Below are 14,684 nucleotides of genomic sequence, written 5' to 3' on the forward strand. Positions count from 1 at the left end.
GTTCAGTTCGCGGCGCAGGCGGGCGCCGTCGCGACGGGCGTCTGCGGCTGCCCGATCGACGGCATGCCGAGGCTGACGGCGGGCTTCGCGGCGCCGGTCGGCGTACCGTCGGCCGCCGCGTCCTGCAACGCCTGCCAGGCATCACCACCGCGGGTGCGGCGCACGCTGTACGTGCCGCCGTCGAGACCGGAGTCGGCGACGAGGTGGTGCGGCGCGCCGTACGTGACGTCGACCGTCACCATGTCACCGGGGCGCGGACGCTCGGCGCCCTCCGGCACGGCGAAGTGGACGAGACGGTTGTCCCGCGCCCGGCCCGACATGCGGTGCGTCTCGGCGTCCTTGCGGCCCTCGCTCGGCGCGACGAGCACCTCGACGGTGCGCCCCTCCTGCTCGCGGTTGCCCGCCCAGGAGACGCGTTCCTGCAGCTCGATGAGGCGCTCGAAACGCTCCTGGACGACCTCCTTGGGGATCTGGTCGTCCATCGTCGCGGCCGGCGTGCCAGGACGGATCGAGTACTGGAACGTGAACGCCGAGCTGAAGCGGGAGGCCTCGACGACGTCGAGGGTGCCCTGGAAGTCCTCCTCCGTTTCGCCGGGGAAACCGACGATGATGTCGGTCGTGATCGCGGCGTCCGGCATCTTCTCGCGGACCTTCTCGATGATGCCGAGGAACTTCTTGCTGCGGTAGCTGCGGCGCATGTCCTTGAGCACCTTGTCGCTGCCCGACTGCAGCGGCATGTGCAGGCTCGGCATGACGTTCGGCGTCTCCGCCATCGCGTCGATGACGTCGTCGGTGAACGCCGCGGGGTGCGGGCTCGTGAAGCGCACCCGCTCGAGGCCCTCGATCTCGCCGCACGCGCGCAGCAGCTTGCTGAACGCCTGTCGATCGCCGAACTCGACGCCGTAGGTGTTGACGTTCTGCCCGAGCAGCGTGATCTCGACGACGCCCTGCGCGACGAGAGCCTTCACCTCGGCGAGGATCTCACCGGGGCGACGGTCCTTCTCCTTGCCGCGCAGCGCCGGCACGATGCAGAACGTGCACGTGTTGTTGCAGCCGACGGAGATCGACACCCAGCCGGAATAGGCGGAGTCGCGACGCGTCGGGAGCGTCGAGGGGAAGACCTCGAGGCTCTCGAGGATCTCCACCTGTGCCTCGGCGTTGTGACGGGCACGATCGAGCAGGGCGGGCAGCGAGCCGACGTTGTGGGTACCGAAGACGACGTCGACCCACGGCGCGCGCGCGACGATCGTCGCGCGGTCCTTCTGCGCGAGGCAGCCGCCGACGGCGATCTGCATGCCCGGCGTCGCGTCCTTCGTCGGACGCAGGTGCCCGAGGTTGCCGTAGAGCTTGTTCGCCGCGTTCTCGCGGACGGCGCACGTGTTGAACACGACGAGATCGGGGTTCTCGGAGCGCTCAGTCTCCGGAAGCGCCGCGAAGTCGGTGTAACCGGCCTGTTCGAGCAGCCCCGAGATGCGCTCGGAGTCGTGGACATTCATCTGGCACCCGTGGGTGCGCACCTCATACGTCTTAGCCATGGCCGTCCAAGTCTACGCCGGTCGGAGTGATCGGGTTCCGGGGCGCTACGGGGCCTGATTCGTGCTCGCTCATGACGCTTCTTCCTGCACCTGACGGATGACGGACCACACGAGCTCGCCCGAGTATCCCTTGCGGGCGAGCAGCCCGGCGAGGCGGCGCGTCTGCGTCGGCTCGTCAAGCCGGCTCATCGTCACCATCTTCTTGCGCGCCAGGACGAGAGCTTGCTCGCGTTCGACATCGTCGTCGACCTGTTCGAGCGCGACGGTCGCGACGTCGTCGTCGATACCCTTGCGCTTGAGCTCCTGACGCAGGGCGCGACGGGCGAGCCCCCGGGAGGCGAGCTTCGAACGCACGAGCATGGCGGCATAGGCCTCGTCGTCGACGAGCCCGACGTCCTCCATGCGGTCGAGGACGACGTCGATGACGTCCTCGCTCACCTCCTTCTCACGCAGCTTGTCGGCGAGCTGCGAGCGGCTGCGCGGCATCGCCGTGAGCTGCGTGAGGACGATCTCGCGCGCGTACCCGATCGGGTCCTTCTCGCGCTCGGCTGCCTCGGCTTCCCGTCGCGCCGCTGCCCGCTTCTCGCGCCGCTCGGCTTTCTCGGCCCACGTCAGCTGCTTCTTGGCCTTGCGCTTGGCGCCTGAGCGCGCGCCTACGCCCGAGGACGAGGCGCCGAAGGACGACGTACCGAACGATGATTGGCCGTATCCGGACGCCGAACCGCCCTGGCGCCGGCGCCCGGCGCGGCCGGGCCGGGCACTGGCGTTGTCGCCACTGTCGTCACCGGCGAAGCGGCTTTCGTGGCCCACCGAGCCGAAGGGACGAGCGACTCCGGCGGCAGGGTCGCCGGTCGACAAGCCGCGCGCCGTGGCCGGTCGCTCGTCGCCCCACGTCTGTGACGCGGCGAGGCTCGCCTCGCCGACGTCGACGGGGTCGACGAAGTCGGGCAGCCCCAGAGACTGCCTGACGTCGTCAGGTCGTGAAGGCATGTGTCGCGCTCACCGTCTCCCACACGCGGCGACGTCGATCCCCGGTCGGAGCAGGGGCGTCACCGCCGCGTCGTGGCGTCGATCAGAAGTCGACCATGACCTCGGCGTCGATGGGCGCGTCCGGGTCGAGGCCCTCGAGCACCGCGTCGTCGTCCGGGATGATGCCGAGCTTCTTCTTGATCTTGAGCTCGAGTTCATCGGTGAGCTGCGGGTTGTCCTTGAGGAAGGTGCGGGCGTTCTCCTTGCCTTGCCCCAACTGGTCGCCCTCGTACGTGTACCAGGCACCCGACTTGCGGACGAAGCCCTGCTCGACACCCATGTCGATGAGGCCACCCTCGCGCGAGATGCCCTGGCCGTAGAGGATGTCGAACTCCGCCTGCTTGAACGGCGGCGCCACCTTGTTCTTGACGATCTTGGCGCGAGTGCGGTTGCCGACCGGCTCCGAACCGTCCTTGAGCGTCTCGATGCGGCGCACGTCGATGCGAACGGACGCGTAGAACTTGAGGGCCTTACCACCGGTCGTCGTCTCCGGGGAGCCGAACATGACACCGATCTTCTCGCGCAGCTGGTTGATGAAGATCGCCGTCGTGCCGGTCGAGTTGAGCGCACCGGTGATCTTGCGCAGCGCCTGCGACATGAGGCGCGCCTGCAGACCGACGTGGCTGTCACCCATCTCGCCCTCGATCTCGGCGCGGGGCACGAGCGCAGCGACCGAGTCGATGACGATGATGTCGAGCGAACCGGAACGGATCAGCATGTCCGCGATCTCGAGCGCCTGCTCACCCGTGTCGGGCTGGCTGACGAGCAGCGAGTCGGTGTCGACACCGAGCTTGCGGGCGTACTCCGGGTCGAGCGCGTGCTCGGCGTCGATGAAGGCCGCGATGCCGCCGGCCTTTTGCGCATTGGCGACGGCGTGGAGCGCGACCGTCGTCTTACCCGACGATTCCGGGCCGTAGATCTCGACGACGCGGCCACGGGGCAGGCCACCGATGCCGAGCGCGACGTCCAGCGCGATCGAGCTGGTGGGGATGACCTCGATCGGAGGACGCACGTCCTCGCCGAGGCGCATGATCGAGCCCTTGCCGTGGGCCTTCTCGATCTGAGCCATCACGGTGTCGAGCGACTTGATCTTGTCGCCCGATGCTGACGGGTTGGGGGTGGTGGGTGCCTTGGCCATGGCCGTTCTCCTTCGAAATCGTGGGTGGTCGCGCCTACCGGCGATCGACGAGGAGGCCGACGTGCTGGGTGACCTCGTGTCGAATCAGACGCTAGATGCGACCACCGACAACACCGGAATCACGGGCTAAGCACGCTGTGGAGGAGGGTTCCCCGGCGTCGCATCTGTGGACCACGTTACACGAAATAGAACACGCGTTCGAACATCGTCGCGTGGCGTGTCCGCGTGCGGTCGACGAGCCACCTCAGACCCGCGACGGCGGCACCCGCCATCCGTTTCGCTCACCCCTACCCACTGCCGGGACGACCCGCCCGGCTCATCGGAACCGAGACGACCTCACTCGAACGGGTGGTCGATGACGGGCCGGTCGCGGCCCAGGCGGCGCTCCTCGGGGATGTCGAAGGCGTCGCACACAGCCAGCCAAACCCGTCGGGCGGGGACGCCGGCCGCGAGCGCCTCGTTCGCCGTGCGCCCGTCGAGCGCCCCAAAGACGTGGCTGCTCGCCACCATCGAGCCGTAGGCGTCGCCGAACTCGTCGGCCATGAGGCGGTTGAACTCACTCTCTCGCACCCCGCCACCTTCGCCCACGGGCCACCGCGGGGGCAACCTGACGGGGCTAAAACCGCGAAACGACGGGGTTGTCGGCGCCGCGTGGCACGCTTGGGCGCATGAACAGCCCTGTCGTCGAACGCTTCTGGCCGGCCACCCGTGAGTGGTTCACGGGCACGTTCGGCGCACCCACCCCCGCTCAGGAGGGCGCGTGGGAAGCGATCAGTGAGGGGCAGCACACGCTTGTCGTCGCCCCGACCGGTTCGGGCAAGACCCTGAGCGCCTTCCTGTGGGGGCTCGACCAGGTCATGCACGCAGGCGACGACGCACAGCCCGACGCCGACCACCGCTGCCGGGTCCTGTACGTCTCGCCGATGAAGGCCCTCGCCGTCGACGTCGAACGCAACCTGCGCTCCCCCCTCGTCGGCATCCGTCACGCGGCGACGCGCCTCGGCCTGAGCGAGCCCGAGGTCTCGGTGGCGGTGCGTTCCGGCGACACGACTCCGAAGGAGCGGCGCGACTTCGCGAGCAAGGGTGCCGATGTCCTCATCACGACCCCGGAGTCGCTGTTCCTGCTTCTGACGAGCAACGCGCGCGAGCGGCTGAAGGGCGTGCAATACGTCATCATCGACGAGATCCACGCCGTCGCGGGCACCAAGCGTGGTGCGCACCTCGCCGTCACGCTCGAACGACTCGACGAGTTGCTCGACTCCCCCGCGCAGCGCATCGGCCTGTCGGCCACCGTCCGCCCGATCAGCGAGGTCGAGCGCTATCTCGCCGGCGGGCGCCCCGTCACGACGGTCGCGCCGCCGATCACGAAGACGTGGGAGCTCGACGTCGTCGTCCCCGTCGAGGACATGGCCGACCTCGCCTCCAGCCCGCGGGACGACGACGCCTCGTTCGACGATCACGCCCCGGAGCGGACGGCGTCGATCTGGCCCCACGTCGAGGAACGCATCGTCGACCTCATCGCCGCGCACACCTCGACGCTCGTGTTCGCCAACTCGCGGCGACTCGCCGAGCGTCTGACGGCGCGCCTCAACGAGATCTGGGCCGAGCGCCTCGACGCGGCGGCGCAGGCGGAAGCGCTCGGCAGCTCAGCCGGGGCAGACGACATCGACCTCGACGAGGCCGATCTGAACGATGACGACGCGATCGACGCAGACGCGGACAACCCAGCGCAGGCATCGTCGAGCTCCCCTGTCGACCCGTGGGCCACAGGCCCCGTCGGCGACGCCATGACGGTCGCTGCCCGGGCTGACGAGGCTCGCGCCGGAGATGGCCGGGCGACCCGCGACCAGGTCATGCCTGGGTATGACGCGCGCGCCTCGACCCCACCTGCGGCGCTCATCGGCGGTGCCGGGACGTCGGCGGGCACGCCGGCCGTCATCGCGCGCGCTCACCACGGGTCGGTGAGCAAGGACGTGCGGGCGGAGATCGAGGGCCAGCTCAAGGCGGGGCGCCTGCCCGCCGTCGTCGCGACGAGTTCGTTGGAACTCGGCATCGACATGGGCGCGATCGATCTCGTCGTGCAGGTCGAATCGCCACCGAGCGTGGCGAGCGGGCTGCAGCGCATCGGCCGTGCGGGTCACCAGGTCGGGGCGACGAGCCACGGTGTGCTCTTCCCCAAGTACCGCGGCGATCTGCTGAGCGCCGCCGTCGTCGTCGACCGCATGCGGCGCGGCCTCATCGAGTCGATCGCGGTTCCGGCCAACCCCCTCGACGTTCTCGCGCAACAGGTTGTCGCGATGGTTGCGATGGACGAGTGGCGCCGCGATGACCTCGAACGGGTGCTGCGTCGCGCGGCGTCGTTCGCTGGTCTGACGGGCAGCGTCCTCGACTCCGTCCTCGACATGCTGTCGGGGCTGTATCCGAGCGACACCTTCCGAGAGCTGCGCGCCCGCATCGTCTGGGATCGCAGCGACGACGTGCTGCGTTCGCGCCCCGGCGCGCAACGACTGGCCGTCACCTCCGGCGGCACCATCCCCGACCGCGGCCTGTACGGCGTCTTCCTCGCGGGCGGCGACGGGCCGGGGCGCCGCGTCGGCGAACTCGACGAGGAGATGGTCTACGAGAGCCGCATCGGCGACGTGTTCACCCTCGGCACGAGCACGTGGCGCATCGAGGACATCACGCGCGATCAGGTGCTCGTCACCCCCGCGCCGGGGCAGGTGGCCCGGTTGCCGTTCTGGAAGGGTGACGCACTGCCGCGACCCCTCGAACTCGGTGAGGCGATCGGTGCGTTCACCCGGCAGATGGCCGAGACGAGCGACGAGGACGCCCTCACGCGCGCCCGCGAACTCGGGCTCGACGAACTCGCCGCCCGCAACCTGCTCACCTACCTGCGTGAGCAACAGGAAGCCGTCGGGCACATGCCGACCGACCGCACCGTCGTGATCGAACGCTTCCGCGACGAGATGGGCGACTGGCGCATCGTCGTGCACTCCCCCTTCGGCGCGTCCGTGCACGCACCGTGGGCGCTCGCCGTCAGCGCCCGGATGGCGGAGCGGTTCGGCGTCGAGGTGCAGGCCATGCACACCGATGACGGGCTGGTCTTCCGCCTGCTCGAGACCGAGGGCGATGACGACACCCTGACGAACGCGCTCATCGAGGCGATCGTGCTCGACCCGGACGACGTGGCCGACATCGTCACCCATCAGGTCGGCGGCACGCCCCTGTTCGCGGCGCGATTCCGCGAGTGCGCCGCGCGTGCGCTGCTGCTGCCGCGCGGTAACCCGGGCAAGCGTCAGGCGCTGTGGCAGCAACGTCAGCGGGCCGCGCAGCTGCTCGAGGTCGCGAGCGCCTACCCCAGCTTCCCGATCGTCCTCGAGGCGGTGCGTGAGGTGCTGCAGGACGTCTACGACGTGCCCGGCCTCGTGAATCTCATGCGTTCCATCGCCAAGCGCGAGGTGCGTGTCGTGCACACGCAGACGACGTCGCCGAGCCCGTACGCCAAGGCGATGCTGTTCAGCTATGTCGCGCAGTTCCTCTACGAGGGCGATTCCCCGCTCGCGGAGCGGCGCGCCGCCGCGTTGTCGCTCGACCCGGAGTTGCTCGCCGACCTGCTCGGGTCCGCCGGCGGACTGTCCGTCGCCGACCTGCTCGACCCCGACGTCGTGCGGTTGTTCGAGTCGCGCACCCAGCGGCTCGCGCCCGACCGGCGTCTGCGCCATGCCGAGGATCTCGCCGATGCCCTGCGCGCCCTTGGCCCGCTGACGCTCGAGGAGATCGCCGCAAGGGCTGTGCCTGCCTCGACATCGTCGGCCGACCCGGTGGTATCGCAGGCGGAGTCATCCGGTCCGGCGCCGACGGCGGCAGGTGAGCTGGCGGAGACCGGCGACGACGCTGTGGAGGCGACCTCGACGGACGTGACGGCTGACGACGTGGGGTCGGGCGCCGCGAACCATGAGTCGGAGCTCGACCCACCTCCCGGTGCCGAGGCCCGCGACGTCGAGCCGTGGTGGCGCGAACTCGTCGCGGCCCGGCGCGCCATCGAGGTGCGTTGGGGCGGTGACGTGCGCCTCGGCGCGATCGAGGACGCGTCGCGTCTGCGGGATGCGCTCGGTGTCGCGCTGCCGCCCGGCGTTGCACAGGCGTATCTCGAACCCGTGACGGCGCCGCTCGACGATCTGCTGCTGCGGTACGCGGCGAGCCACGCCCCGTTCACCGCGGCCCGCGCGGCGCGACACTACGGCCTCGGCGTCGCCGTCGTCACGAGTGCGCTGACGCGGCTCGCGCACGACTCGCGCCTCGTTCACGGATCTCTGCTACCCGATTCGCTCGGCGGCGGCGATCGTGACGGGGAGTTCTGCGACCCGGGCGTTTTGCGCACGCTGCGACGCATGTCGCTGGCGTCATTGCGCGCGGAGATCGAACCGGTCGCCGCGGAGCAGTACGCCCGTTTCCTGCCGCGCTGGCAGCAGGTGGGTGGGGGGTTGCGTGGGCCCGACGGTGTGCTCGCCGCCCTCGAACCGCTCGTCGGGGTGCCGCTGCCCGCGTCCGCGATCGAGAGCCTCATCCTGCCGGCCCGCGTGACGAACTACCGCCCCTCCGACCTCGACGAGCTGCTCGCCGCCGGTGAACTGCTGTGGCAGGGGCACGGCAGCATCTCCGCCGACGACGGTTGGATCAGCTTCCACTTCCCCGACACCGCTCCCCTGACGCTGGCCGCGCACGCCCTTCCGAGTGAGCTCGACGCCCCCGGCCGTGAGGCGCCCGCAGAAGAGCGGTCGACGGCCGCTGCCGCAACGTCCGAGATTGCGAGATCTGGTGCCGCCCGATCTGACGCCGAGCCAGATGCGCAGACATCCGACGCGGCAGCCTCTGGCGTTGTCGGTAACACCGACGATGCCGACGTCAATGGCTCGGGTGTGAGCGAACCACCCGCCGACCAACTCGCCGAGGTGGCGGGTGCCGCCGCCCCGATGACGGCTGACTCAGGTGCGCACGGCGCGACCCTTGAGTCCCGCGACGACAGGACGGCAGCGCCCACTCAGACCGGGACGCAGAACGGGCGTTCGCCCCTCATCGGCGCCGCAGTGGCGCGAGCCCTCGGGGTCGGTGGCAGCCACCTGTTCGCCGATCTGCGCACTCGCCTGGCAACGGCGGACGACTCGGCTCTCACGAGCGCGCTGTGGGACGCGGTGTGGAACGGTCACGTCAGCGGCGACACGTTCGCGCCCGTGCGCGCTCTGCTCACCGGCGGCGCGAGTGCGCACAAGCCGCGGGTGTCGACGGCGCGCGGCTCGCGGTATGCCCGCCTGCGGGGGCCGTCGTTGTCGTCGCGTGCCGGCCGCCCCAGCGCAGCGGCCGCCGGCAGGACCCCTCCGACCGCCGTCGGACGATGGCGCCTTCTGCCCGCAGCCGAGGATGATCTCACCGAACGCACGTTCACGCGGGCCGAGGGGCTGCTCGCCCGCCACGGCATCGTGACGCGCGGCGCCGTCGTCGACGAGGACGTCGTCGGTGGATTCGCCGCCGTCTACAAGGTGCTCGCCGGCGCCGAGGAGCGCGGGCTCGTTCGGCGCGGCTACTTCGTCGAAGGTCTCGGTGCCTCGCAGTTCGGGGCGTCGGTCGCCGTCGATGCGCTGCGCGCGACGCGCGCGCCGGAGCCCGATCCGTGGGGTGCGCGGCCCGTCGAGTGTCTCGTGCTCGCGGCCTGCGACCCCGCCAACCCGTTCGGTGCGGCGCTGCCGTGGCCTCCTGCCCGTGACGAGCACGCCGGTCACCGTCCCGGGCGCAAGGCGGGCGCGCTCGTCGTCATCGCCGACGGCGCTCTCGTCGCCTACGTGGAACGCGGCGGCCGCACGGCCCTCACCTGGACGGCCGAGGACGCCGTCTGGCCGGAGGTGGGCGCACGATTGGCGGGGCTCGTCAGCGGCGGCCAGGTCGACTCGCTCAGCATCAAGACGGTGAACGGGATCAGCGCCCTCACCTCGGACGAGCCCATCGTGAAGGCGCTGATGGACGCGGGGTTCGTCGCCGGGCCGCACGGCATCCGCAAGCGACGCTGAGCATCACCGCGGCGGGCTCCCCGCGACGGCGCCGCTCAGCCGAGGGCCGTCACGCAGCCTTGGCGACCGCCGCGCGGTTGGGGTGCAGGACGACGGGTGCGTGCGCAGCCTCGGCGCGCGCGACGTTCTGGGCGACGAGGTGCAGCGTCTGCGACATCGGCAGCTCGAGCGCCTCGCAGACGGCGGCGAGCAGCTCGGACGAGGCTTCCTTCTCGCCACGCTCGATCTCGCTCAGGTAACCGAGCGAGACGCGCGCCGCCTTCGATACCTCGCGCAGGGTGCGCCCCTGCGCCTGACGCTGGGAGCGCAGCACGTCACCGAGCTCTTCGCGAAGCAAGATCATGCGTATCTCCTGGTGACGATGGCACGTGCGTGCCAGTTGTGGTTGCTCTCACTGTAGCGGCGACGGGTGACAACCCTCCGAGGGCCGCCGTGGGCGGGCCGCCGACGACGGTTTCGTCGGCCGCGTGTTCCATACGGATCGTGCGAGCCCTCACGCCTGGTCGAGGCTCATCCGCCATGCTGCTTCGCTCGCAGCCCGACGGATCGCCGCGCGATCACCGCTGAAGATGAACTCTTGAACGTAACAACGCACACCGTCGGGCTTGGATTCCCGGTCCGCGACCGCGATCGCCACGTAGCAGCGTCCGACAGGTTGACCGTCCTGTTCGCTCGGCCCGGCGACGCCCGTCGTCGCGGCGGCCACGTCGGCTTTGAAGAGACGTAGCGCACCGCGCGCCATCTGCGTGGCGACCTCGGCATCGACGGCTCCGCGTTTGGCGAGCAGAGCTTCGTCCACCCCGAGGACGGCGGCTTTCGCCTCCGTCGCATAGGTGACGGCCGCGCCGCGCAGCACACGGCTGGCGCCAGGGACGTCGGCGACCCCCGCGCTGACGAGCCCCGCCGTCAGCGATTCTGCGCAGGCGAACCTCAGCCCGCGACGGGTGAAATCCTCGACGAGCCGCTGAGCCATCTCGGACGCTCCCACGCTCATGCGGACCCTTCCTCCCCGCGCCCAAGACGGCGGTTGAGCCGCGCCGCCTGGACGAAGTAGTCGACGCCGGTGACGACGGTGACGACGATCGCGCCCGCGAGAATCGCCCACGCCAGCGCGTGCCCGACCCACGGCAGCGGCAGCACGAACAGCCCGGCTGCGAGTGCCTGCAGCGCCGTCTTGATCTTGCCGCCGCGGCTGGCCGGCATGACGCCGTGGCTGCGGCGGATGACGACGAATCGCAGTGCGGTGACGGCGATCTCGCGCGCGAGGATGAGCACGGTCGCCCACCACGGCACGACGTCGATGAGTGACAGGCCGACGAAGGCCATACCGATGAGGGCCTTGTCGGCGATCGGGTCCATCAGCTTGCCGAAGTCGGTGACGAGGCCGCGCTTGCGGGCGATGTCGCCGTCGATGCGGTCGGTGATCGCCGCGACGGCGAACAGCACGAACGCGATGATGCGGAACGTGTCCTCGTGCCCGCCGCGAGCGACGAGGAACCAGCCGAAGAACGGCACGAGCGCGATGCGACCCATCGTCAGGGCGTTCGCAATGTTCCAGTCGCTGACGGTCTCGCGGCCCGCAGGCGCGTCGACGGGGGCCGCAGGCTCGGAGGCTGCCTCGTCCGTCATGCCACCCTCGGTCGCGTCGGGGGTGTGGCCCTGAGTCCCACGATGCGCCACGTCAGCGCAGCTCCCCGACGAGGTCGATGCCTTCGGTAGCGACGACCTCGACCTCGACGATGTCGCCGACGCGCAGTTCGCGCCCGTCGGGGGCCTCGACGTAGGTCATGCCGTCGACGTCCGGGCCCTGCTGCCCAGCGCGGCCGACATGGCGGACGGCGGCCTCGGGGTCGTCCTCGTCGTCCGACTCGGTGGCCTCGATGAGCACCTCGAGACGTTCCCCAATGCGCTCCTCGGCGCGCTGCAGGTTGAGCTCCTCGTTCAGGGTGCGGAAGTGCTCCAGGCGCGCGTCGATCTCGTCCTGCGGCAGCTTGTCGGAATAGGTCTCGGCCTCGGTGCCGTCCTCGTCGGAGTAGCCGAAGACACCGACGACGTCGAGGCGCGCCGCGACGAGGAACTGTTCGAGTTCGTCGAGGTCCTTCTCACTCTCGCCCGGGAACCCGACGATGACGTTCGAACGGATGCCCGCGTTCGGCACGCGGCGACGCACGTCGTCGAGCAGGCCGAGGAAGGACTCGCGATCCCCGAAGCGCCGCATCGTGCGCAGCAACGGGCCGGAGGCGTGCTGGAACGAGATGTCGAAGTACGGCGCGATACCAGGCGTGTTCGCCATGACGTCGAGCAGGTCGGGCCGGATCTCTGCGGGCTGCAGGTACGACACGCGCACACGTTCGATGCCGTCCACGGCGACGAGCTCGGGCAGCATCGTGTCGAGCAGGCGCAGGTCGCCGAGGTCCTTGCCGTAGGAGGTCGAGTTCTCCGAGACGAGGAAGACCTCCTTGACGTCGTGCTCACCGAGCCAGCGCGCTTCGGTGAGAACATCGGAGGGACGGCGGGACAGGAACGCGCCGCGGAAGGCCGGGATGGCGCAGAACGCGCACCGTCGGTCGCAGCCGCTCGCGATCTTGAGCGGCGCCCACGGACGTCCGTCAAGACGAGCCCGAATGACGCGCGGCGTACTCACCGGCGAAGCGACCTCGACGTCGGCGGGCTGCGACGTCACCGGCGCTGCGCCGTGACCCGGGAGTGCCAGACCAGCGGCGCCGTCCTGGCGCTTGGCGGGAGAGATGGGCAGCAGTTTGCGGCGATCCCCAGGCACGTGCGCCTCGGGCTTGTGCCCAGCCAGCACCGCTGTGAGGTGGCTCGACATGTTCTGGTATGAGTCGAAGCCGAGGACGGCGTCGGCCTCCGGCAGCTGCTCGGCGAGCTGGTTGCCATAGCGCTCGGCTAGACACCCGACGGCGACAACGGCCTGGGTGCGGCCGGTGTCCTTGAGGTCGTTGGCCTCGAGTAGTGCGTCGACCGAGTCTTTCTTGGCCTGCTCAACGAAACCGCAGGTGTTGACGACGGCCACGTCGGCGTCCGCGGCATCGTCGACGAGGGTCCACCCCTCAGACGCGAGGCGCCCGGCCAGCTCCTCGGAGTCGACCTCGTTTCGAGCGCACCCGAGGGTGACGACGGCGACGCTGCGGGACGGGGCTGAAGTCATGGCGTCAGTCTAGTGGCGCCCGGGGCCCACCCTGCCGTCATCGTTGGCTGCGGTGCGGCCAACGATGACGAGGCATCACATCGGCCATTCGGTGAGAGGGGCCTGTCAGTGGTGACGCCTACCATGAATGACGTGTATGACGCCCCCTCGACTGTCCCTGCGATCCTGCTCGTGCTCGTGCTCACCGTCTCCGGTTGCGCGAAGCTTGCTGCCCGCTCCACGGCGGATGAGGCCTTCATCAGCCTCCGTCTCCCTGTCATCCTGCGGAAGATCAAGGCGCCCGCTCTGCTGCCATTCGGCGAACTCGCGTTGGCCGTCGTGCTGGTGTTCGCCTGGGGCTGGCTGCAGCTGCTTGCCGCCGTTGCCGCCGTCCTGCTGTTCATCGCATACACGGTCGTCATTGTTCGCGCCCTGACGTTTGGTGAGCCCGTGCAGTGCTCCTGCTTCGGCAAACTCGGCCTCGGTGACGTCGATGTTTTCACCGCCGTCCGTAACCTCCTCCTGGTCGGCCTCGCAGCCCTGACGCTGGTGGACGCCGCGGTGCACCGCAGCATCGCGGCCCGGCTCGCCAACTTCGACGGTGGCCAGTGGTGTTGGCTGGCGGGTGTCCTCGCCGCCGTCGTCCTCACGTGGCTTATTGCTGGGCACCGCGGAGAGGCCGGTGCCGTCAACGCGGCTGCGCCGTCCGCGGACGACGAGTACCTCCGCGCGCCTACGCCCTTCGTTGCGCTCGAGACGGTAGACGGCACGACGATCGCGCTGCGAGACCTGCCGACAGGGCGCCCCGCGGCAGTCTTCGTCGTGTCCCCCAGCTGCGGATCCTGTGTCAACGTCATTGAAAAGGTCCGCGCCTGGCAGCACACCGTGCCGCACGTGCGCACGGTGATCGTCCTGCCCTCGTTCGCCACGGATACCTACCACGGCCTCATCGACCCGCAGGATTTCGAGGTCTACTTCGATCCACAGGCCACCCTCACGCAGATGGTTCGAGGCGGGACGCCGACGGCCCTCCTCCTCGGCGCCGACGACCTGATCGCCGCTGGGCCGGCCATCGGCAGCCCCGCCGTCGCGTCATTCATGGACGACATTGCCGCCCAGCAGGAGCCCGCCATGAACAAGGTGGCGACGCCTACCGTCACGACCGGCACGATGGTGCCGGAAGACCCCACCTTCGACTACACCAGCACCTCCGTGACGACCACCCCGCTGGCTGAGGTCACGGACGACGGCATCGAGGACTACGAGCGGCGCCCCACCCCCTTCGCCCTGTTGGCCGACGGCGAGGGCAACCGCGTCTCGATGATCTCCATGGCCGATTCCGGCCCGGTCGTCCTGCTCATGGTCAGCCCTGGTTGCGGCTCCTGCCTGCCCGTCATCGAGCAGGCGCAGGGCTGGGAGGCGCAGCTGCGCGGCATCCCCGTCCGACTTGTCGTCACGCACGAATCCCATCTGCAGCCATTGCAGGAGCAGGGCTACGCGCCCAAGAGCATCCTCATGGACGAGCACAACGCCCTGCTGCAGATGTTCGGATCCGGCACGCCGACCCTGGTCGCGCTCGGGCCGGACCGGTACCTGCTGGCGGGTCCGGTCAGCGGCTCGCAGGCCATCGCCGAGGCGATGGAGGAGATCATCGCTGAGGTGGCCGCGGCCCGGCCTGAGGCTGGAGACGGTGATCGGGCCGACGCCCTCACCGTCTCGGCGCGCGGATAACGGAGCGTGACAACGGAGTGTAGTGAGCGGTCGACACGCCA

The 14,684-nt window shown here is 70.0% G+C and carries 10 protein-coding genes; 2 read left to right on the forward strand and 8 right to left on the reverse strand.

What is annotated here, in order from left to right; translation table 11 throughout:
• Positions 1–2: 2 nt before the first annotated feature.
• From miaB to NQ706_RS00915, 4 genes are all read right to left on the reverse strand, one after another.
• A complete protein-coding gene (gene miaB / locus NQ706_RS00900; protein WP_038567675.1) occupies positions 3–1,535 on the reverse strand; it encodes a tRNA (N6-isopentenyl adenosine(37)-C2)-methylthiotransferase MiaB in 1,533 nt (510 codons plus the stop codon).
• Between the two features lie 69 nt (positions 1,536–1,604).
• Positions 1,605–2,525, reverse strand: a complete 921-nt coding sequence (locus NQ706_RS00905) for a regulatory protein RecX (RefSeq protein WP_051805766.1) — start codon at positions 2,523–2,525, stop codon at positions 1,605–1,607.
• A gap of 82 nt (positions 2,526–2,607) precedes the next feature.
• Entirely contained in the window at positions 2,608–3,633 is a 1,026-nt protein-coding gene (recA, locus tag NQ706_RS00910; RefSeq protein ID WP_369815079.1) for a recombinase RecA, read from the reverse strand.
• 405 nt (positions 3,634–4,038) lie between these two features.
• Positions 4,039–4,272 (reverse strand): DUF3046 domain-containing protein, encoded by a 234-nt coding sequence (locus tag NQ706_RS00915; protein ID WP_038567672.1) that lies wholly within the window; start codon positions 4,270–4,272, stop codon positions 4,039–4,041.
• A gap of 98 nt (positions 4,273–4,370) precedes the next feature.
• On the opposite strand from NQ706_RS00915, the gene NQ706_RS00920 reads away from it, so the two are divergent.
• On the forward strand, positions 4,371–9,764 hold the full coding sequence (locus NQ706_RS00920) for a DEAD/DEAH box helicase (protein ID WP_404360199.1): 5,394 nt from the start codon (positions 4,371–4,373) through the stop codon (positions 9,762–9,764).
• A 49-nt stretch (positions 9,765–9,813) separates the two neighbouring features.
• Here the strand turns inward: NQ706_RS00920 and NQ706_RS00925 are convergent, their stop codons facing one another.
• The 4 genes from NQ706_RS00925 to rimO all read right to left on the reverse strand — a co-directional run bounded on the left by NQ706_RS00925 (position 9,814) and on the right by rimO (position 12,933).
• Complete coding sequence (locus NQ706_RS00925) at positions 9,814–10,107, reverse strand: helix-turn-helix domain-containing protein (protein WP_038567666.1); 294 nt, start codon at positions 10,105–10,107, stop codon at positions 9,814–9,816.
• Between the two features lie 150 nt (positions 10,108–10,257).
• Entirely contained in the window at positions 10,258–10,758 is a 501-nt protein-coding gene (locus NQ706_RS00930) for a CinA family protein (protein WP_038567664.1), read from the reverse strand.
• Positions 10,755–11,393: a CDP-diacylglycerol--glycerol-3-phosphate 3-phosphatidyltransferase gene (pgsA, locus tag NQ706_RS00935; RefSeq protein ID WP_038570638.1), complete on the reverse strand. Its 639-nt coding sequence runs from the start codon at positions 11,391–11,393 to the stop codon at positions 10,755–10,757. Before pgsA ends, NQ706_RS00930 begins: the two co-directional genes overlap by 4 nt.
• Positions 11,394–11,445: 52 nt before the next feature.
• The gene (gene rimO, locus NQ706_RS00940) at positions 11,446–12,933 is read right to left on the reverse strand and encodes a 30S ribosomal protein S12 methylthiotransferase RimO (protein WP_038567661.1); all 1,488 of its coding nucleotides are present in this window, start codon (positions 12,931–12,933) and stop codon (positions 11,446–11,448) included.
• 132 nt (positions 12,934–13,065) lie between these two features.
• Here rimO and NQ706_RS00945 point away from each other — a divergent pair, with 132 nt between their 5' ends.
• Positions 13,066–14,643 carry a MauE/DoxX family redox-associated membrane protein gene (locus NQ706_RS00945; protein WP_150112737.1) on the forward strand — a complete coding sequence of 526 codons (1,578 nt, stop codon included), beginning with the start codon at positions 13,066–13,068 and terminating at the stop codon, positions 14,641–14,643.
• Positions 14,644–14,684 lie beyond the last annotated feature (41 nt).

It is taken from the genome of Dermacoccus sp. BD5 (genome assembly GCF_044878485.1).
In the GTDB taxonomy this organism is placed as follows: Bacteria; Actinomycetota; Actinomycetes; order Actinomycetales; family Dermatophilaceae; genus Dermacoccus; species Dermacoccus nishinomiyaensis.

Bases quoted from the DNA above. Each gene is read 5' to 3' on its own strand.
- miaB (WP_038567675.1), bottom strand. From the start codon at position 1,535: ATGGCTAAGACGTATGAGGTGCGCACCCACGGGTGCCAGATGAATGTC.
- NQ706_RS00905 (WP_051805766.1), bottom strand. From the start codon at position 2,525: ATGCCTTCACGACCTGACGACGTCAGGCAGTCTCTGGGGCTGCCCGAC.
- recA (WP_369815079.1), bottom strand. From the start codon at position 3,633: ATGGCTCAGATCGAGAAGGCCCACGGCAAGGGCTCGATCATGCGCCTC.
- NQ706_RS00920 (WP_404360199.1), top strand. From the start codon at position 4,371: ATGAACAGCCCTGTCGTCGAACGCTTCTGGCCGGCCACCCGTGAGTGG.
- NQ706_RS00925 (WP_038567666.1), bottom strand. From the start codon at position 10,107: ATGATCTTGCTTCGCGAAGAGCTCGGTGACGTGCTGCGCTCCCAGCGT.
- NQ706_RS00930 (WP_038567664.1), bottom strand. From the start codon at position 10,758: ATGAGCGTGGGAGCGTCCGAGATGGCTCAGCGGCTCGTCGAGGATTTC.
- pgsA (WP_038570638.1), bottom strand. From the start codon at position 11,393: ATGACGGACGAGGCAGCCTCCGAGCCTGCGGCCCCCGTCGACGCGCCT.
- rimO (WP_038567661.1), bottom strand. From the start codon at position 12,933: ATGACTTCAGCCCCGTCCCGCAGCGTCGCCGTCGTCACCCTCGGGTGC.